This is a genomic window from Streptomyces sp. YIM 130001 (assembly GCF_003574445.1).
In the GTDB taxonomy this organism is placed as follows: Bacteria; Actinomycetota; Actinomycetes; order Streptomycetales; family Streptomycetaceae; genus Streptomyces.
The window spans coordinates 356,632-374,980 of record NZ_KZ984550.1 but is presented as its reverse complement, the minus strand read 5'-3'; the positions used below and the strand labels follow the sequence as shown (position 1 = coordinate 374,980).

Here is an 18,349-nt window from a genome sequence, read left to right as displayed (position 1 = left end):
TCTCACCGGCCGGCCTTCGCCGACTGTGCCGACTGCTCGGCCACTACCGCCGTCCGCTGCCCGGCGTCCATCCCCCGCCACACCGGGAACAACAGGGGCGCGAGCGTCACCGCGAAGTAGATGCCTCCGACCGCCAGGAACGCGGCCGTGAGTCCGACGCCGTCGACGAGGAGCCCCGCGGCCAGACCGCCCAGCGGCGTGGCCATCATCGATCCCGCGCGGGAGACGCCCAGGACACGGGTGCGCAAGGCGTCCGGTACTCGCTCGAAGGTCACCGTCGAGATGATCGGGTTGATCATGCCGCCGGCGATACCGCTGCACACCATGACCACCGCCAGCGGGGCCGTCTCGGACGAGAACGCGGCGGTCGCGTAGCGGGGGAGCCCGATCAGCAGGGCGCAGACGGCGAACACCGGCCAGCGGCGGAAGCGCGTGCCGTACGCCCCGTAGAGGAATGCGCCGACCACCGCGCCCACACCCCACAGCGCCGATATCAGGCCGAGGGCCGCCGGCCCGCCCAACTCCCGCTCGGCGTGCACCGGCAGGAGTACGGCGGACCCGCCCTGGTCGAGGGCGTTGGTGACGAGCACGAGCCCGGAGACGGCGAGCAGGAGCGGCGAGCGGGCCAAGAAGGCGTAACCCTCGACGAGTTCGCGGCGGTAGGAGGGTCGGCGGGCCCTGCGGTGTACGGGATCGCCGGCCGGGAGACCGCGCAGTCCCACGGCCACCACGGCGGCGGATATCGCGAACGTCGCGGCGTCCCAGGCGAGTACCGTCTCGGCGCCGAGCGCGGCGATCAGTACGCCGCCGACCGCCGCACCCAGCATCCGGGCCCCGCGCGAGACCCCGTCGAAGAGGCTCGCCGCTCGGGTGACGGTTGTGCCGGCCCGCTCGGCGAGCTCGGGCAGCAGCGCGCTGCGGGCGGTCTCACCCGGGGCGTGGAACAGGCCGTTGACGGCCATCAGTACACACAGCGTCCAGAACTCGAGCAGGCCCGCACGGTGCAGCAGCGGCACGGCGCCGACGGCCGCGCCGCACAGCAGATCGGTCCCGATGCTGACCCGCCGTCTGCCGATGCGGTCGATGAGCGGCCCGCCGACGAGCGAGGCCACGATCACCGGCACCATCGCGCAGAACGCCACCACGCCCGCCCGGGTGGCGCTGCCCGTCGTCTCGAGCACGAACCAGGGGATCCCGATGAGGGTCAGTGAATTCCCGGCGATGGACACGGTGTTGGCAACCAGCGCGGCGTACAGCGGCCGCCGGTCACGGTTCATGACGCGGGGTGGTGCGAAGCTCGTGGGCGTACGTAGCCGTGCACCTGCAGGCGGTACACGGCGGCTTCCGGCTCGTCCGCGTCGCCCGTCTCCCCGTCTGGCCCTGCCCCTGGCCCTGCCTCCGCTCGTGCTACCGCTCCTGTTCCTGCCCCTGCCCCGGTTTCCGGACCCGTTCCGGGCGACTCGTAGCGACCGATGACTTCGAGCAACTCGGCTTTCAGCGCCCGGGCTTGATCGATCGTCAGCTTCAGCGTCCAGTCACTCATGATCGCCCCACCGATCCACTCGGGACGCTCGTGCATGGTGCCCAGGTAGGTGCCCAGCTCCTGTGCGTGGCCCGTGGCCATCTCGTAGAGCAGGGTGTTCACCGCGCCGCGGACCTCGGGGTCCGGGTTGCGGTAGAAATCCTCGGTGTCGGAGTTGATCGAGTGGTGTACGGCCCGCCACCACCGCTCGCGGCCCTTGCCGCGGCCCGGCTCCTCGGTCACGAACCGGTGCCGGGCGAGCTGGCGCAGGTGATAGCTGGTCGAACCGCTCGACTCGTCGAGCCTGGCGGCCAGTTGAGAGGCGGTGGCCGGACCGTCGTCGCGCAGTACGGCGAGCAGGCGCATGCGCAACGGGTGGGCGAGGCCGCGCAGGGAACGGGGATCGAGGTCGCGTGAATCGGTCATGGCGGCGAGCGTAGAAATGCCAAGGACCGGCTGCAATGGAGTCTTTGCACCAAGTGCTTTGCAGAGAGAAGTCTGCGGTTGACGGCCGGCGGCCGACGACAGACGGCGGGCGGTCAGCGGCCCCGGAGTGTCACTCCTTCACGAAGCCCTCGTCGAGCATCCAGTCGAGGGCCACCTGGTGGGGGTCCTCGCCGTCCACGTCGACCTTGGCGCTGAGGCGTTGGGCGACGGTGTTGTCGAGCTCGGCAGTGATCGGGGCGAGGATCTCTGCGATCTCCGGGTGCTTCTCGAGGGCCTTGGAGTTGATGGACGGGGCGGCGTTGTAGTTGGGAAAGGCCTTCTTGTCGTCCTCCATGACGGTCAGCTTCATCGCCTGGATGCGGCCGTCCGTCGTGTAGACCTCGCCGTAGGTGCAACTGCCCTTGGACGCCTGGGTGTAGATGATTCCGGAGTCCATCTGCGTGATGTTGCCGGCCGGGATGTTCATGCCGTACGCCTTCTTCATGCCGGGCAGTCCGTCGGCGCGGTTGTTGAACTCGCTCTCCACGCAGAGGGTGACCACCCCCGGGTTCGACTTCAGCAGGGCGGCGACGTCGGAGAGTGTCTTGGTCTTCAGCTTCTTGACGTTGGCCTGGTTCATGGCCAGCGCATAGGTGTTGTTGAGCTCGGACGGCGGGAGCCAGTCGATGCCGTTGCTCCGGTCGGCGTCACGGACCACCTGCCACTGCTTCTGCGGGTCGGGCACGGGCTTGGAGTTGCCCTGGTAGGTGATCCACGCGGTGCCCGTGTACTCGTACATGCCGTCCGCGTCGCCGTTCTTGACCGCCTCGCGCGCACCGATCGAACCCTGGATTCCGGTCCGGTCGAGGACATCCGCGCCCGCCGCCTCGAAGGCGATGCCCATGATCGCGCCGAGGATCAGCTGCTCGGTGAACTCCTTGGAGGTGACGGTCAGTTTGGCCCCGTCGAGGGGCTTTCCGCGGCCGACCGTGCCGGGCTCCACCTCGTCGACCATCGGTGATCCGCTGCTCAGGCCGCAGCCGGCCAGGAGTGAGGCGGCGAGCAGTGCGCTCGCGAGTGCGGCGGTCGGTGTGGTGCGCCGGAACCTCATGTCGTCCCCTCCAGACCGCGCGGCCGCAGCATCTGCTCGGCGAGCGAACCCAGCCAGTCGATCAGCAGGGCGAGGACCACCGTCAGGATGGAGCCGAGCATCAGGACCGGCATCCGCTGGTTGGTGATGCCGGTGGTGATCAGGTCGCCGAGCCCGCCGCCGCCTCCGTACGTGGCGAGGGTGGCGGTGCCGACGTTCAGGACGAGGGCCGTGCGTACGCCGGCCAGGATCAGCGGTACGGCGAGCGGGAGTTCGACCTTGCTGAGCACGCCGACCGGGGACATGCCGATGCCGCGGGCGGCCTCGAGCAGGGTCGGGTCGTTGGCCTTCAGACCGGCGATCGTGTTGGAGAGGACCGGCAGTACGGCGTAGATGATGATGCCGTACAGGGCGGCCTTCATGCCCGTGCCCATCCAGATGACGAGCAGCGCGAGCAGGCCGATCGCGGGGGTTGCCTGGCCCATGTTGGCGAGGATCATCGCGACCGGAGCGGCCTTGCGGAACGCGCCGCGGGTCAGCAGGATGCCGAGTGGGATCGCGATGATCAGGACGAAGAACGTGGAGATCGCGGTCAACTTGATGTGCTGAAACAGGGCCTTGGTCACCTTGTCCCCGGACAAGGCGTTCTCGGAGATGGAGTCCAGCTTCGCCTGCTGGAACCAGAGCCAGGTGGCGAGCAGGATCAGCACCAACACCACCGGCAGGATGACCAGTTGGGGCCAGCCGATCCGGCGCTCGGGTCCGCGTGAGGGCTGCGGTGGCAGCGCTTCCGCCTCCGCCTCGCCCGCGTCGCGGAACGAGTGACCCTTCACCTCGTGCGAGCCCTCGTGCCGGGTCTCGGCGGGTGGCGACTTGCTGTCGCGGCTCACCGGGACACCTCCCCGATACCGCCGCCCTCCTGCGAGTCCTTGGTCCGGTCGGCCCGCTGCTCCTCCAGTTCGTGCTGGTGCTCCACCGCGTCGAGGCGGTCGGCCTCGAGGAGTTCGTGCACCGAGTTCATCAGGGTCTGCATGTCGACGACGCCCTCGTACGCGCCGCGCCGTCCGGTGACCGCCACCCGGCCCGCGTTGTCGGTGAGGACCGCCTCCAGTGCGTCGCGCAGGGTGGCGTCCCTGGTCACCGTGTCGTGTACCAGGGTGCCCGCCCGGGCCAGCGAACCCCGGGCGCGCATCAGATCGCCGCGACGCAGCCATTTGTACGGGCGGCGGCGCTTGTCGAGCAGCAGGATCTCGTTGACCTTGCCGGAGCGGAGCTTGTCGAAGATGTCCTGCAGCGGGTCGTCCACCGTCACCGTCGGGTAGTCGCTGATCTCCACGTCCCGTACCCGGGTGAGGTTGAGGCGCTTCAGGGCCGCGCCCGCGCCGACGAAGCCGGACACGAAGTCGTCGGCCGGGTTGGTGAGGATGGCCTCCGGGGTGTCGAACTGGGCGATGTGCGAGTGCTCCCTGAGCACCGCGATCCGGTCGCCCAGCTTGATCGCCTCGTCGAAGTCGTGCGTCACGAAGACGATCGTCTTGTGCAACTCGTGCTGCAGACGGATCAGTTCGTCCTGCAGATGGTCGCGGGTGATCGGGTCCACCGCGCCGAACGGCTCGTCCATCAGCAGCACCGGCGGATCGGCCGCGAGCGCCCGCGCCACACCCACCCGCTGCTGCTGACCGCCGGACAGCTGGCGCGGATAGCGGCTGCGGAACTCGCCCGGATCGAGGCCGACCAGGTCCAGCATCTCCTCGACCCTGCCCTTGATCCTCGACTTCGACCACCCGACCATCTTCGGTACGAGGGCGATGTTCTGAGCGACCGTCATGTGCGGGAAGAGACCCGACGACTGGATCGCGTACCCGATCTTGCGGCGCAGCTTGACCGAGTCCATGTCGGTGACGTCCTCGCCACCGATCCGGATACGGCCGCCGGTCGGCTCGATGAGGCGGTTGATCATCTTCAGGGTGGTGGACTTCCCGCAGCCCGACGGGCCCACGAAGATGACGAGTTCGCCCGCCTTGATCTCCATGTTGACGCTGTCCACCGCCGCGTCGGCGGCGCCCGGATAGCGCTTGGTGAGGTTCTCCAACTCGATGGTGGCGCCGGTGGTCGCCGATTCGCCGGAACCGGAGCCCGTTGCGCCGTCGGCGCTCGCGGCCGTGGCGCCGCTCGACGTGGCCCCGCTGGTCGTCGCGGATTCAGGCACGGATCCCCCTCGGGATGGTCAGTCGTCCGATGAGGACGTACGCGGCGTCGAAGAGCAGGGCCAGAACGACGATGCCGAGCGTGCCCGCGAGCACCTGGTTGAGAGCGTTCTTGCTGCCGAGAGAGGCGATGCCGCGGAAGATCTCGTTGCCGAGCCCGGGGCCCGAGGCGAACGCGGCGATCGCGGCGATGCCCATCAGCATCTGGGTGGCGACGCGGATCCCGGTCAGGATCGGCGGCCAGGCCAGCGGCAGTTCGACCTTCAGCAGCTGCGCCGTACGGGACATCCCGATGCCGCGGGCCGCGTCCACCAGGGTCGAGTCGACTCCGCGCAGACCCACGATCGCGTTCCGCACGATCGGCAGCAGCCCGTACAGGGTGAGCGCCACCACCGTCGGTGCGACGCCGAGTCCGACGATCGGGATCAGCAGACCGATCATCGCGAGCGAGGGGATCGTCAGGATCGTCGACGTCGCGGTGGTGGCCACACTGCCCGCCCAGTCGCTGCGGTACGTGGCCACGCCGATCAGCACGCCGATGACGGTGGCCACCACCATGCACTGGAAGACGGCGCTCGCGTGTTGATAGGCATCCGTCAGGAGCTGTTGGTGGCGACTGTCCAGGTACTCCCAGAAGTTCACTCACGTCACCTCGGTCACCTCGGTCACCCCGTGCGCGGACGCCGAGGGGCGGAGAACTCAGCTGCCGTCCTCCGCGGCCTGCTCGACCAGCGGGATGATCCGCAGCGGAACGGGATTTTCCATGACGATCGCCGTGGAGGCCCGAACAATGCCATCAAAGCCCACAACCCGGTCGATCACACGTTGGAGATCGGCGTTGGAGCGCGCGACGAGCCGGCACTGCATGTCGCCGCTGCCGGTCGTCGTGTGCAGCTCGAGCACCTCCGGTACGCCGCTCAAATGCGCCCGTACATCCGCTCCCTGACCCTGTTTGATCTCCAGGGTGGCGAAGGCGGTGACGGGGTAGCCGAGCGCCGCGGGGTCGACGTTCGGGCCGAATCCGCGGATGACTCCATTCGACTGAAGCCGGTCCAGGCGGGCCTGCACGGTGCCCCGGGCGACCCCCAGCCTGCGGGACGCCTCGAGGACGCCGATCCGGGGCTCGCGGGCGAGCAGGACGAGCAGTCTTCCGTCCAGTGCGTCGATCGCCATGGCCTGTGTCACACTCCCAGTGGTCAGCCTGTACAGATAGACCGGTGATACTGCCCGACCGCTGTGCATATTGCCCAGGGAATGCGCGAACTATTGCGCACCTTGTGGTTCGGCGGGACGCTTCGACCATGACTGAGACCTCACACCAGACTCCCCCCACCGCGCGCGAGGCCGACCCCTTCCCGGTCAAGGGAATGGACGCGGTCGTCTTCGCCGTGGGCAACGCCAAGCAGGCCGCCCACTACTACTCGACCGCCTTCGGCATGCGGCTCGTCGCGTACTCGGGACCCGAGAACGGCAGCCGCGAGACCGCCAGTTATGTTCTGGAGAACGGCTCCGCCCGCTTCGTCTTCACCTCCGTCATCAAGGCCTCCACCGAGTGGGGCGCCTTCCTCGAGAGCCATGTCGCCGCGCACGGTGACGGCGTCGTCGACCTCGCCATCGAGGTCCCGGACGCCCGCGCCGCCTACGCGTACGCCGTCGAGCACGGCGCCCGCGGCATCACCGAGCCGCACGAGGTCAAGGACGAGCACGGTGTCGTGGTGCTCGCCGCGATCGCCACGTACGGCAAGACCCGGCACACCCTGGTCGAGCGGTCCGGGTACGAGGGGGCCTACCTGCCCGGTTACGCGGCAGCCGCCCCGATCGTGGAGCCGCCCGCCAAGCGCACCTTCCAGGCGATCGACCACTGCGTCGGCAACGTCGAGCTCGGCCGTATGAACGAATGGGTCGCGTTCTACAACAAGGTCCTTGGCTTCACGAACATGAAGGAGTTCGTGGGCGACGACATCGCGACCGAGTACTCGGCCCTGATGTCCAAGGTCGTCGCCGACGGCACCCTCAAGGTCAAGTTCCCCATCAACGAGCCCGCGGTCGCGAAGAAGAAGTCGCAGATCGACGAGTACCTGGAGTTCTACGGCAGCGCCGGCGTCCAGCACATCGCGCTCGCCACGAACGACATCGTGGCCACGGTGCGGGCGATGCGGGCCGGCGGGGTCTCCTTCCTCGACACCCCCGACTCGTACTACGACACGCTCGGCGAGTGGGCCGGCGAGACGCGGGTGCCCGTGGAGACGCTGCGGGAGCAGAAGATCCTCGTCGACCGGGACGAGGACGGGTATCTGCTGCAGATCTTCACGAAGCCGGTGCAGGACCGGCCGACGGTGTTCTTCGAGATCATCGAGCGGCACGGGTCGATGGGCTTCGGCAAGGGCAACTTCAAGGCGCTGTTCGAGGCGATCGAGCGGGAGCAGGACAAGCGGGGGAATCTCTGATTCTGGGTCTCGGCGGGGTGCGTGCATTGTGCGCACCCCGCCGCGGTTTCGTTCTGCCGGGCGTCGGCCGGGGGTGACGCCCGGGGCTCAGCGTGCGGGCTCCGGCTTCGGAGACGGCTTGTTCGTCTGCGCGGGCGGGGTCGGTTCGGTGGACTGCCGAGGCGGAGCCGGCTTCGGCTTCGCGGTGGCTCGGGGCGGGGTCGGCTTGGACGACGGCCGGGGCGGGGTGGCCGGCTCGGGGGTCGGGGGTTGCATCTGGGCCGGGCCGTCCTCCGTCGGCTCGCCGAGTTCCTCCAGAGCCTGGCGTGCCGCGGGGGCGAGCAGCGGGGAGAAGTGCGGGTTGATGCGCAGCGCCTCCTGGAAGTAGCGCCGGGCCGCGCCCGGATCCTTCAAACCCCGCTGGATCTCCGCCCGGTGGTAGGCGAAGAGCGCGCTGTGCGGGCCGTCCTTCATCGCCTTCTCCGCGAACTTGTCCGCCTTCTTGTCGTCGCCCGCCCGATGCAGCGCCCAACCGAGCGCGTCCGCGACCTGGTGCCCCGGATGCCGCTTCCACTCCGCCTCGAGCCGCTTCACCGCGGCGTCCGGTTCGCCGTGGTCCGCCTCGAAAAGGCCGAGCACCCAGCCGTCCCCGACTCCGGCCGCCGCGTCCTGGGCGAGCCGCGTCCGCAGCCGTTCGTACTGGGCGCGGGCCGCCGGACCGAGGCCGAGTGACTCGTACAACTCGCCCAGTTCGAGGGCATATCGGGGCAGTGGCTGCTTGGTGTACGCGGACCGGTAGACGGTCAGCGCCTCCGTCCCGCGGTCGAGTCCGGTGAGTGCCCGCGCGCGGCCCGCGAGCGAGGCGTGATGCGTCGGGTCGGCCCGCAGGGCGTCGTCGAACCAGCGCAGCGCCTCGGCCGCCTCGCCCCGCTCCCAGGCCAGTTCGCCCATCCGGTGCTGGTACTCCGCCTGCTCGGCGGGCGAGCCGGCCAGCGCCACCGCGTCCGAGAGCCCGGCCGTCGCGTCCTCCCGCCAGCCCCGGTCCCGGTACACCTGCGAGGCACCGGCGAGGACCGCGGGCCCCTTGCCGTACTTCTGCAGCTTCTCGAGCGAGGCGTCGACCCGCTTCGCGTCGCCGAGCTGGGTGTACGTGTCGATGAGCTGCGCGTGCACGGTCCAGCGCGCCGGCGAGGCGGCCAGGGCCTGCTCGCCCCACTTCTTCGCTGCCCGGTAGTCGTGCCGCGCGTTGGCCAGCGCGGTGAGGCCCTGGAGTGCGTCCACGTTGCCCTGCGGCCGGACGCCGAGCGAAGTCTTCAGCGCATGCTCGGCCTGCGGGTAGACGGCGTGGTTGCCGGTCCTGCGCCCCTGCTCCACGTACGCCGAGCCGAGCACCGCCCACGACTCGTCGTCCTTCGGATGCTTGGTGACATGCGCGCTGCGCTCGCTGATCAGCGCCGTCAGATCGGGCAGCGCCGCCGGTACGCCCGCCCCGGCGGCCAGCGTCGCCCGGCCCGAAGGCCCCGGCGCGGGCGGCGCTCCGTCGTCGCCCCACGGGACGAGGGTCAGCACACCGGCCACGGCCGCGCAGCCCGCCACCGATGCGAACAGCGCCCGCCGCGCGACGGGGGAGTGGCGACGGGGCCGGGTGCGCGAGGACGACGTCCCCGAGGACGGGGTCGGCGAAGGCGGGGCCGGTGCGGGCGAGGGCGCGGTCCGCGCAGGCGATTCCTGTTCGTACTCCATCTCCAGCTCCATGGCCGACACTGTGCGCCAGTACGACGAGCACATCGGTGCACCGGAACGGGTTCGCATACGGGTTCACACCGATGGCCCCGAGTGCCACCCTTGGATCATGGACGCTGCTTCCGAACGGCTTGCCGAGCTCCTGCGCGCGGGCCTGCCCGCCGACGCCGTCCTCACGGACCCCGACATCACCCGTAGCTACGGACACGACATGGCGAGCTTCTGCGAGGCCGGCACCCCCGCGGTGGTGGTTCTGCCGCGGACGGTCGAGCAGGTGCAGCACGTGATGCGCACGGCGACCGAGGAGCGCGTCCCCGTCGTCCCGCAAGGCGCCCGCACCGGCCTGTCCGGCGCGGCCAACTCCGGCGACGGCTGGATCGTCCTGTCCCTGGTGCGGATGGACAGCATCCTGGAGATCGACCCCGTCGACCGCATCGCCGTCGTCGAACCGGGTGTGGTCAATGCGGTGCTGTCCCGCGCGGTCGACGAGCAGGGCCTCTACTACCCGCCGGATCCTTCCAGTTGGGAGGAATGCACGATCGGCGGGAACATCGGCACCGCCTCCGGCGGCCTGTGCTGCGTCAAGTACGGAGTCACCGCCGAGTACGTCCTCGGCCTCGACGTCGTCCTCGCCGACGGCCGCCTGCTCAGCACCGGTCGGCGTACCGCCAAGGGCGTCGCGGGGTACGACCTCACCCGCCTCTTCGTGGGTTCCGAGGGCAGCCTCGGTGTCGTCGTGCGCGCCGTGCTCGCCCTGAAGCCGCGGCCGCCCGTCCAGTTGGTGCTCGCCGCCGAGTTCACGTCCGGCGCGGCCGCCTGCGACGCGGTCTGCCGGATCATGGCCGAGGGCCACGTGCCGTCGCTGCTCGAGATCATGGACCGTACGACCATCCGGGCCGTCAACGACATGGCGCAGATGGGCCTGCCGGAGACCACCGAGGCGCTGCTGCTCTGCGCCTTCGACACCGCCGACCCGGCCGCCGACCTCGCCGCGGTCGGCGCCCTGTGCACGGCTGCGGGTGCCACCCAGGTCGTGCCGGCGGAAGACCGTGCCGAGTCCGAACTCCTGCTGCAGGCACGGCGGTTGTCGCTCGTCGCGCTCGAGGCGGTGAAGGGTACGACGATGATCGACGACGTGTGCGTACCGCGTTCGCAGTTGGGCGCCATGCTCGACGGCACGGCGCGGATCGCCGAGAAGTTCGATCTGACCATCGGCGTCTGCGCGCACGCGGGCGACGGCAACACCCACCCGACGGTCTGCTTCGACGCGGGCGACCCCGACGAATCGCGCCGCGCACGCGAGTCCTTCGACGAGATCATGGCCCTCGGCCTGGAGCTCGGCGGCACGATCACCGGAGAGCACGGCGTGGGCGTACTCAAGAAGGAATGGCTGGCCCGCGAGCTCGGCCCGGTCTCCCTCGAACTGCACCGGGGCGTGAAGTCGACGTTCGACCCCCTGGGGATCCTGAACCCCGGGAAGGTGTTCTGAACCGGCCGAGCGGCGGCGGTCTCAGCCCGCTCGCCCTGCGTCGGCGGCCTCCCCGGCCCCGTCGGGCGCCGGGTGCGGCGTACGGAAGGTGAAGGCGTCCGGCCCGGGGCCGTGCTCGCGCACCAGCGAGACCCGCTCCAGCGCCTCGGCGATCGACGGGCGGTGGCCGGCCGGGACCCACCACAGCGCCTGATGCGGCTCCACCATGCGCCGGAACCATTCGCGCCGCCGACTGAGTACGCGCAGATGACCGGTCTCGTAGGTGAAGGCGCGCAGGGTCTCGACCGACTCCCATACCGAGCAGTTGATCAGAAACAGGTCGTCATCCTCCGCGGGGCGCAGGCTCGTTGCGTCGTTGCCCTCGTCGTCGACCATGCGCCAGACGAATCCGGGGCTGCGCTCGGCGAGTTCGTTGATCTCGGGGAGCCGGTCCACGAAACCGGCGAGCTCGGGGCTGTCCAGCGGGGCGACGATGCGGCCGACGTTGACCTGGGCCAGGTGGAAACCAGTCATGGGGTCAGCATGGCCTGGGCGCCTTCTATCGTCAATGATTTTTATTTTTAGAGTCCAGGGCCACGCAACAGCCGCCGGGACACGGGTCCATGGCCGGTGACCACTCGCTGTTCGCGAGCCCTTCGATCAGCGCCAGGTTCATGCCGCAGATCAGCGCCGGGAACTCGTCGGCGAGGCCGCGGTAGGGGCAGTTGTTCAGGCGCAGCGTCTTCCCGTCGAAGAAGGGTTCGTAGCCGCGGGCCCGCAGTACCGCGATCAGATCCTCGGCCGACGCGTCCGGATCCGCGGCGCCCGCCGCGTGCGCCGCGGCCTGCAGTTCCCGGTCGAGTCCGCCGTTCTCCACCACCTGGGCGAGCAGCCGGCCCACGGCGTCGTACGAGCGCGGCGGTACGGAGACGGAGTGCTCGCCGTCGGCCCGCCGGTACATCTTGGCCGGGCGGCCCGCACCCGGGCCCGTGCGTCCGGAGAGCCGTCGGAAGGAGGTGGTCAGCAACCCGGCCTCCACCAGTTTGTCCAGGTGGAACGCGGCGAGCGACCGCGAGATCCCCGTCGCCTCCGCGGCCGCGTCCCGCCCGACCTCGCCCGGGTCTGCGGCAACGCACTCGTAGAGCCGGCGGCGCAGCGGATCGCCCAGCATGCCCAGCGCCGCGAATGTGGATTCCTCAGCGGTCATACGGCAAATTCTATGACCAACGAGTGTTGTGAAAACAGTGTGTACGGTGCCCGGGCGCGCGCTGGACGGCCGGCGGGGACCCCCACCAGCCGCGAACGGGGCCCTCGTGCCGGCCGGCCCATCTCGGCCGCACCCGGTCAGTCGGTGTCCTTGGACTCGTCGGACGGCCACGGGTTCTGCAGCCACAGGTCGTCGGCCGGGGTAGGGGTGAGCAGATCGGCCAGCCCTTCGTCGAGGCTGAGCCGGTCCTGCTCGGTGCCCGGCGGCACCACGCGCAGGGTTCGCTCCAGCCAGGCCGAGACGATCGCGGCCGGGGCCTCCAGCAGGGCGTCACCGTCCGGCGAGGTCAGGGCCATCAGGACGACGCTGCGGCCGTCCACCTTCGTCGGCCAGATCCGCACATCCCCGTGGCCGCACGGCCTGAAGACGCCCTCGACCAGGAGTTCACGGGCGAACGTCCAGTTCACGGGCTGCTCGGAGCCGATGTGAAAGGTGATGTGCACGGCGTACGGATCGTCGGCACGGTAGAGCAGCCGGGCCGGTACGGGGATGCTCCGCTCCGGCGACAGGACCAGGTTGAGTTCCAGCTCGCGTTCCACGACGGTGTTCATCTCGATGCGCTCCTCTCGGCGACAGGGCCCTTCGGCAGGCCCGCAACCGAAGAGAGCGCGGTCCTCACCATCCATTACGCGACTTCCGGAGTTTTTTTCTGAGGGCCTCCCCGAGACCCGTCCACTCCCGGATTCCGGCCCTTGCGCTGCTCCCGCCCGCCGGCATCCCGTCGCCTCGCGCCCGCGTCCCGGAGGCCGTCGGGCGCCTGCCCGGCCCTTCGCCGTCGTCCACCGTTCTCCTTTCGCCGCTTCCCGGCCGGTCTGCTGTGCTTCTTCCCGAATCGTGTGGCCGTGTTCCCGCGTGGTGTTCCGCGCGATGTCCCCGTGGGGCCCGGGTCCGCGTACCGCACGGGTGGCGCTCCTCAACTCCCGTCTCAGCAGCCGCCCTTGTACTGTGACCGGCTCCGCCCGCAGAAGCGGAAGGAACGTGACCGGAAAGTGGACGGAACAGTGGGACCGGCCCGGAGTCGAGCGTGGGTCTGATAAATGTGGACCCTCCACAGACCCCCGAGCAGATACGGGACGACGGACCATGAGCGCCCCAACTCCGGCACCCGGCGACAGCAGCCCCAAGGCAGGGTTCTATCCGGATCCCTCTATTCCGGGCTATGTCCGGTACTGGAACGGCGTCGCATGGGTGCCCGGCACCAGTCGGCCCGCCCCGTCGGAGGGCGAGGCCATGCCGACGCCGCCCGCCGCGGCAGCTCAACCTCCCGCGCACGGCGGCCCCGTGGACGAGACCGGCCCCGTCTTCTTCGACGAGGAGCCGCAGGACCAGGCGGAGTTGCACGGCTCCCGTCCCGAACCGGCCTCTGCCTGGCAGGCGGACACCAACCGGCAGGCGGGCTTCGGCAGTGAGGCCGACCGGCGGGTGTCCTGGGGGTCGGGGCGTACGCCGCGGGTGCCGGGTGGGCCCGATCCTCGTGGTTCCGCGCCCGACGGCGGGTCCGCGCAGCCCGAGGACGCCGCGGCGGCGGCCGCCTCCGGTGCGTCAACCGCCCCCTCCGCCGCCACCCCTTCGGATGCGGCCAGTACGCCGTCCGGCGCTTCGGACGAGGGTGGGCGTCCGGACGGGACGATGGCGATCCGGTCGCTCTCCACCGACACCGCCGCGCGGGTGCCGGAGCAGAAGCCCGCCGAGGACACGGTGATGGTGCGCCGGGTGCGGCGCGGAGGTGCGAAGGCCGGCGACGGGCGCCCGGAGGACGAGGCCGCTGCTTCTACGCCCGCCTCTGCTCCGTCCTCGCCTCCCGCGCCGGCGACCGAGGGCACGATGACGATCCGGGCGCTGCCCGGAGGCGCGGCCAACTCCAGCCCCGCGGCGGGCGGTTCCGCGTCGGCCGGTACGTCGGGTCCTGCCGCCGCGTCGCCTGCACCCGCCCCTGCCCCTGCCCCTGCCCCTGCCCCGGCGCCCGCGGCCCCGGCGCCCGCTCCCGCCACCCCCGCCGCCTACGGCTACCCGCAAGCCGCCGCAGCCCCCCAGGCCGGTTCACCGGTCACCCCGGGCCCCGGCGGAGGCTCCGCCTCCTGGGCGCAGCAGGTACACCAACTGGCGCAGACACCCCAGGCCCAGGCCCAGTCCGCCCAGCCCGCGGCCGCAGGGTCGGCGGATCAGCCGGTCACGCCGTTCAAGCCGCCGGCCAACGACCCCTTCCTGGCGGCCGCACAGGCCCAGGCCTCGGCCCGTCCCTCCGGTCTCGGGCGGCGCCTCCTCGCGCGGCTCGTCGACACCGTCGTCCTGGCAGCCGTCACCGGAGCCGCGGCGCTGCCCTTCGTCACCAAGGTGTCGGACCACATCGACGGCAAGGTGCAGGCGGCGAAGATGTCCGGCGAGACCGTCACGGTCTGGCTGATCGACGGCACCACCTCGCTGTACCTCGGCATCGTGCTCGCCGTACTGCTCGTCTTCGGTGTCCTCTACGAGGCGCTGCCCACGGCCAAGTGGGGGCGGACCCTCGGCAAGAAGCTGCTCGGGCTCCAGGTCCGTGACATCGAGGCGCACGAGCCGCCCGGTTTCGGTGCGGCGCTGCGTCGGTGGCTGGTGTACATCGTGCCGGGGGTGCTGGTCGTCGGAGTCGTCGGCGTGCTGTGGTGCGTGTTCGACCGGCCGTGGCGGCAGTGCCTGCACGACAAGGCCGCGCGGACGTTCGTCCTCGGCCCGGACCGCGGCTGATCCGCGAAGGCGCCGAGCGCCCTTTCTCCGTCAAGTGCCGCGCGTGCTCGGCCACTTGACGTCCAGCATCCGTCCGCGCCACAGCTCCGTCTGACGCACGCGGGGTCCACTTCGCCGGAGATCTTTTACCGGATCCTGCGGCGGATCGTGCGGTAGATCGTCAGGAAGTTACCTGAACGTTGTCATCGACATCTCACGCTTGTCCGACTAGAACCCGTTTCTATCCGACAAGAGCGAGGTAAGGCACATGGGAAACACATCGCACTACACGGGCGTATCCGCCCGTCTGAGCCGCAGAAGATTCATCGCGGGAACGGGTTCTCTTCTGGGGGCCGCGGTGATCGGCGGGCATACCGCCTACGCGGCTCCCGGCCCGTCGCCCGCGGCAGCCGACCCCATCGAGGACGGGGCCCGGGTCGCCACCCTGGTCATCGGCACCGGCTACGGCGGCGCGGTCACCGCCTTACGCCTCGCCGAGGCCGGAGTCGACGTACGGATGGTGGAGATGGGCCAGGACTGGTCCACCGCCGCACCCGGCCCCGACGGCCGGATCCACCCGAAGGTCACCGCGCCCGACTACCGCTCGTACTGGATGCGGACGAAAACCAAGGCGCCGCTCTCCAACTTCCTCGGCTTCCCGCTCGACAAGGAGGTGCCGAAGTTCGCCGGCATCCTCGACGCCGAGGAATTCACCGGGATCACCGTCTACCAGGGCCGCGGCGTCGGCGGCGGCTCGCTGGTCAACGGCGGTATGGCGGTCACGCCCAAGCGGCAGAACTTCGCCGCGATCCTGCCCACGGTCGACGCGGAGGAGATGTACGGCACCTACTACCCGCGGGCCAACTCCGGGCTCGGCGTGGGACTTGTCGACCCCGACTGGTTCGAGCGGACCTCGTACTACCAGTACTCGCGGGTGGGCCGTAAGCACGCCGAACGTTCCGGGTTCGACTGGACGTTCGTACCGGACGTCTACGACTGGGACTACATGGTCGAGGAGGACAACGGCACCGTGCCCAAGTCCGCACTCGCCCAGGAGATCCTCTACGGCAACAACCACGGCAAGAAGGACCTCGGCAAGACCTACCTCGCCGCGGCCCGGGCCACCGGCAGGGTCGCCGTCTCCCCGCTGCACGAGGTCACCGGCGTCGAACCGGCCTCCGGCGGCGGCTACCTGGTCACGCTCGAGCAGACCGACACCGACGGCAACACGGTGGCCACCAAGAACGTCACGGCCGGCAAGGTCTTCTTCGCGGCGGGCAGCGTCGGCACCAGCAAGCTCCTGGTCAAGCTCAGGTCCACCGGCGCACTGCCGGACCTCGACGCCGCCGTCGGCAAGGAGTGGGGCGACAACGGCAACGTGATGTGCGGACGCGCCAACCACCTGTGGGACCCCACCGGCGACGTGCAGTCCACCATCCCCTGCTCCGGCATCGACAACTGGGACGCGGGCGGCGCCTTCGCCGAGGTCGCCCCGCTGCCGACCGGCATCGAGACCTTCGCCTCCTTCTACCTGTCGATCACCGACAACCCGCACCGCGCCGAGTTCGGTTACGACGCGGGCAGCGGCAAGGTCGGCCTGTCCTGGCAGACCGCCTGGAAGCAGGATTCGATCGACATGGCGAAGTCGATCTTCGACAAGATCAATCAGAAGGAGGGGACGATCTACCGCACCGACCTGTTCGGTGCCGGCAAGATCTGGGGCGACCACCTCACGTACCACCCGCTGGGCGGCGCGGTCCTGGGCAAGGCGACCGACAACCACGGGCGCCTGAAGGGCTATTCGGGCCTGTACGTGATGGACGGCGCGCTGATCCCCGGCAACACCACGGTGAACCCGTTCGTGACCATCACGGCCCTCGCCGAGCGCAATGTGGAGAACATCGTGCGCAACGACTTCTGAGTCGTGCCACGCGGCGCACGGAGGCCGACACCGCTTCCGTCCGCACTGCGCCGCACCCCGTCACCTCCCGGTGCCCGGCCCTGGCCCAACCCCGAATGGCCCCCACCCGGATGCGCCGTCCCCGGCCCCGCGTTCGACTCGACGCATGAGTAGTGAACCGCCGCCCCCCGGCGCGGGCCAACCGCCGGACGACGACCCGTTCAAGAAGCAACCGCCCACCGGTGGTCCCGGCGGCGGCTCCCCCTACGACGCCCCGGGCGGCGGAAGCAGCGCGTACGGCCCCCCGCCGGGCGCGGGCGGTCCACCTCCCCCGGGAGGCGGCGGCCCGTACGGCACACCTCCTCCGTACGGAGGCGACCCCTACGGCGGAGGCGGCGGCGACCCACTCGCCGGTATGCCCCCGCTCGCGGACAGCGGCAAGCGCGTCCTCGCCAGGATCATCGACATGCTCATGGTCGCGATCGTGGTCTACCTGCTGTCGCTGCTCTTCGGCGGCGTCCGTTTCGACACGGACCCCGACGAAGTCAACTACGGGACGTCGTTCGGCCAGTCGCTGCTCGCCGCGGTCCTGTACATGGGCTACGACGCGGTGATGATCTCCAGGACCGGCCAGACCCTGGGCAAGAAGTGGATGGGACTGCGGGTCGCGAACCTGAACGACGGGGCGACCCCGACCCTGCAGACGGCGCTGATCCGCGCCGCGGTCCTGTGGCTGCCGTTCGCGTTCTGCTGCGCCTGCATCTGGACCGTGATCTGTGGCGGCTGGAGCTTCTTCGACAAGCCGTACAAGCAGGGTCTGCACGACAAGGCGGCCAAGACAGTGGTGGTGACGGTCCCTTGAGCACGCACACCGGATAAGCGCAGCCGGCGCACACGAACGGCGGGCCGTGGCACTCACGGCCCGCCGTTCGGCGTGTCAGTGGCGCAGCGCCGAGACCCGCTCCGTCTCGGCCGGGGCGGAGACGGGGGAGGCGACGACGGTCTGCTGCGGGACCGTGCGCGGCACGGCCCGCTGCCGGGCCGGCACGGTGACCGCGACCAGCAGCCCGAGCCCGAGACCCGCAACGGCCGCGACCGCGGCCCCGAGAGCCGAAGTCGCTCCGGAGAGCAGCAGCATGGCGAGTGTCGACAAGACCACGGTGGCGGAGCCGAGAGCGAGCTGTGCGGCAGTCGGACGAGGCATGGCGTAATCCGTCCTCGGAACAGCGGTTACGGGGGTGAACTGCACTGCGGAGCCTGTCGACCGCACGGACCGGACGGATCCCGTCCTGGTGCGGACCGGAACCCGGGTCGGACCGTCAGCATGTCAACTGACTCTAGTCCGCTGGATTCCCGCCAGGAAGCTGAAGTAAGCGTGACCTAACCCACGGCGCCGGTGCACGGGGGGCGCACAGGTTCATTCCTCGTTCCAGCACCCGAGACGTACGCGCCGCCCGCCGTCCGGATACCGCAACTCCTCATCCGCGTAACGCACTTGGCGGGTTCAAGTCAAGGTCTGTCTTTTCTTCCGTAACTCCGGTCGAATGTCGTCACTTGTGACGCGGTCAGGCGCGCGGATTCCGCACATCCCCCTACA

17 protein-coding genes are annotated in these 18,349 nt (G+C 70.2%); 5 read left to right on the top strand and 12 right to left on the bottom strand.

Going from position 1 to position 18,349, the window contains the following annotated elements:
- Positions 1-2: 2 nt before the first annotated feature.
- The 7 genes from DSC45_RS07290 to DSC45_RS07260 all read right to left on the bottom strand — a co-directional run bounded on the left by DSC45_RS07290 (position 3) and on the right by DSC45_RS07260 (position 6,418).
- Positions 3-1,277, bottom strand: a complete 1,275-nt coding sequence (locus DSC45_RS07290; RefSeq protein ID WP_119288229.1) for an MFS transporter — start codon at positions 1,275-1,277, stop codon at positions 3-5.
- Positions 1,274-1,948: an ArsR/SmtB family transcription factor gene (locus DSC45_RS07285; protein ID WP_205571265.1), complete on the bottom strand. Its 675-nt coding sequence runs from the start codon at positions 1,946-1,948 to the stop codon at positions 1,274-1,276. Before DSC45_RS07285 ends, DSC45_RS07290 begins: the two co-directional genes overlap by 4 nt.
- Positions 1,949-2,078: 130 nt before the next feature.
- Positions 2,079-3,059, bottom strand: coding sequence for a glycine betaine ABC transporter substrate-binding protein (locus DSC45_RS07280; RefSeq protein WP_119288227.1), 981 nt, complete (start codon positions 3,057-3,059; stop codon positions 2,079-2,081).
- A complete protein-coding gene (locus tag DSC45_RS07275) occupies positions 3,056-3,928 on the bottom strand; it encodes an ABC transporter permease (protein WP_119288225.1) in 873 nt (290 codons plus the stop codon). The genes DSC45_RS07280 and DSC45_RS07275 overlap by 4 nt, the downstream gene beginning before the upstream one ends.
- Entirely contained in the window at positions 3,925-5,247 is a 1,323-nt protein-coding gene (locus DSC45_RS07270; protein ID WP_119288223.1) for an ABC transporter ATP-binding protein, read from the bottom strand. The genes DSC45_RS07275 and DSC45_RS07270 overlap by 4 nt, the downstream gene beginning before the upstream one ends.
- A complete protein-coding gene (locus DSC45_RS07265) occupies positions 5,240-5,887 on the bottom strand; it encodes an ABC transporter permease (RefSeq protein ID WP_119288221.1) in 648 nt (215 codons plus the stop codon). Before DSC45_RS07265 ends, DSC45_RS07270 begins: the two co-directional genes overlap by 8 nt.
- A 57-nt stretch (positions 5,888-5,944) precedes the next feature.
- A complete protein-coding gene (locus tag DSC45_RS07260) occupies positions 5,945-6,418 on the bottom strand; it encodes an Lrp/AsnC family transcriptional regulator (RefSeq protein WP_119288219.1) in 474 nt (157 codons plus the stop codon).
- A 128-nt stretch (positions 6,419-6,546) separates the two neighbouring features.
- Between DSC45_RS07260 and hppD the strand changes: the two genes are divergently transcribed.
- Entirely contained in the window at positions 6,547-7,692 is a 1,146-nt protein-coding gene (hppD, locus tag DSC45_RS07255; protein WP_119288217.1) for a 4-hydroxyphenylpyruvate dioxygenase, read from the top strand.
- Between the two features lie 87 nt (positions 7,693-7,779).
- On the opposite strand, the gene DSC45_RS36785 is transcribed toward hppD, so the two are convergent.
- Positions 7,780-9,426 carry a BTAD domain-containing putative transcriptional regulator gene (locus tag DSC45_RS36785; RefSeq protein WP_276145446.1) on the bottom strand — a complete coding sequence of 549 codons (1,647 nt, stop codon included), beginning with the start codon at positions 9,424-9,426 and terminating at the stop codon, positions 7,780-7,782.
- Positions 9,427-9,523: 97 nt separating this feature from the next.
- On the opposite strand from DSC45_RS36785, the gene DSC45_RS07245 reads away from it, so the two are divergent.
- Complete coding sequence (locus DSC45_RS07245; protein WP_119288215.1) at positions 9,524-10,903, top strand: FAD-binding oxidoreductase; 1,380 nt, start codon at positions 9,524-9,526, stop codon at positions 10,901-10,903.
- A 21-nt stretch (positions 10,904-10,924) separates the two neighbouring features.
- Here DSC45_RS07245 and DSC45_RS07240 read toward each other — a convergent pair whose 3' ends face one another.
- From DSC45_RS07240 to DSC45_RS07230, 3 genes are all read right to left on the bottom strand, one after another.
- Positions 10,925-11,416 carry a DUF3291 domain-containing protein gene (locus DSC45_RS07240; RefSeq protein ID WP_119288213.1) on the bottom strand — a complete coding sequence of 164 codons (492 nt, stop codon included), beginning with the start codon at positions 11,414-11,416 and terminating at the stop codon, positions 10,925-10,927.
- Positions 11,417-11,447: 31 nt separating this feature from the next.
- Positions 11,448-12,089, bottom strand: a complete 642-nt coding sequence (locus DSC45_RS07235) for a helix-turn-helix transcriptional regulator (RefSeq protein ID WP_119288211.1) — start codon at positions 12,087-12,089, stop codon at positions 11,448-11,450.
- Positions 12,090-12,226: 137 nt separating this feature from the next.
- Positions 12,227-12,700, bottom strand: a complete 474-nt coding sequence (locus DSC45_RS07230) for an SsgA family sporulation/cell division regulator (protein ID WP_119288209.1) — start codon at positions 12,698-12,700, stop codon at positions 12,227-12,229.
- A gap of 532 nt (positions 12,701-13,232) precedes the next feature.
- On the opposite strand from DSC45_RS07230, the gene DSC45_RS07225 reads away from it, so the two are divergent.
- From DSC45_RS07225 to DSC45_RS07215, 3 genes are all read left to right on the top strand, one after another.
- Positions 13,233-14,873, top strand: coding sequence for an RDD family protein (locus DSC45_RS07225; protein WP_119288207.1), 1,641 nt, complete (start codon positions 13,233-13,235; stop codon positions 14,871-14,873).
- Between the two features lie 247 nt (positions 14,874-15,120).
- Positions 15,121-16,773 carry a GMC oxidoreductase gene (locus tag DSC45_RS07220; RefSeq protein WP_119288205.1) on the top strand — a complete coding sequence of 551 codons (1,653 nt, stop codon included), beginning with the start codon at positions 15,121-15,123 and terminating at the stop codon, positions 16,771-16,773.
- A 145-nt stretch (positions 16,774-16,918) separates the two neighbouring features.
- On the top strand, positions 16,919-17,614 hold the full coding sequence (locus tag DSC45_RS07215) for an RDD family protein (protein ID WP_119288203.1): 696 nt from the start codon (positions 16,919-16,921) through the stop codon (positions 17,612-17,614).
- Between the two features lie 75 nt (positions 17,615-17,689).
- Here the strand turns inward: DSC45_RS07215 and DSC45_RS07210 are convergent, their stop codons facing one another.
- Positions 17,690-17,956, bottom strand: a complete 267-nt coding sequence (locus DSC45_RS07210; RefSeq protein ID WP_119288202.1) for a hypothetical protein — start codon at positions 17,954-17,956, stop codon at positions 17,690-17,692.
- Between the last annotated feature and the right edge of the window lie 393 nt (positions 17,957-18,349).

Bases quoted from the DNA above. Each gene is read 5' to 3' on its own strand.
- DSC45_RS07230 (WP_119288209.1), bottom strand. From the start codon at position 12,700: ATGAACACCGTCGTGGAACGCGAGCTGGAACTCAACCTGGTCCTGTCG.
- DSC45_RS07260 (WP_119288219.1), bottom strand. From the start codon at position 6,418: ATGGCGATCGACGCACTGGACGGAAGACTGCTCGTCCTGCTCGCCCGC.
- DSC45_RS07215 (WP_119288203.1), top strand. From the start codon at position 16,919: ATGAGTAGTGAACCGCCGCCCCCCGGCGCGGGCCAACCGCCGGACGAC.
- DSC45_RS07280 (WP_119288227.1), bottom strand. From the start codon at position 3,059: ATGAGGTTCCGGCGCACCACACCGACCGCCGCACTCGCGAGCGCACTG.
- DSC45_RS07290 (WP_119288229.1), bottom strand. From the start codon at position 1,277: ATGAACCGTGACCGGCGGCCGCTGTACGCCGCGCTGGTTGCCAACACC.
- DSC45_RS07225 (WP_119288207.1), top strand. From the start codon at position 13,233: ATGAGCGCCCCAACTCCGGCACCCGGCGACAGCAGCCCCAAGGCAGGG.
- DSC45_RS07240 (WP_119288213.1), bottom strand. From the start codon at position 11,416: ATGACTGGTTTCCACCTGGCCCAGGTCAACGTCGGCCGCATCGTCGCC.
- DSC45_RS07245 (WP_119288215.1), top strand. From the start codon at position 9,524: ATGGACGCTGCTTCCGAACGGCTTGCCGAGCTCCTGCGCGCGGGCCTG.
- DSC45_RS07210 (WP_119288202.1), bottom strand. From the start codon at position 17,956: ATGCCTCGTCCGACTGCCGCACAGCTCGCTCTCGGCTCCGCCACCGTG.
- DSC45_RS07220 (WP_119288205.1), top strand. From the start codon at position 15,121: ATGGGAAACACATCGCACTACACGGGCGTATCCGCCCGTCTGAGCCGC.
- DSC45_RS07235 (WP_119288211.1), bottom strand. From the start codon at position 12,089: ATGACCGCTGAGGAATCCACATTCGCGGCGCTGGGCATGCTGGGCGAT.
- DSC45_RS07285 (WP_205571265.1), bottom strand. From the start codon at position 1,948: ATGACCGATTCACGCGACCTCGATCCCCGTTCCCTGCGCGGCCTCGCC.
- DSC45_RS36785 (WP_276145446.1), bottom strand. From the start codon at position 9,426: ATGGAGCTGGAGATGGAGTACGAACAGGAATCGCCTGCGCGGACCGCG.
- hppD (WP_119288217.1), top strand. From the start codon at position 6,547: ATGACTGAGACCTCACACCAGACTCCCCCCACCGCGCGCGAGGCCGAC.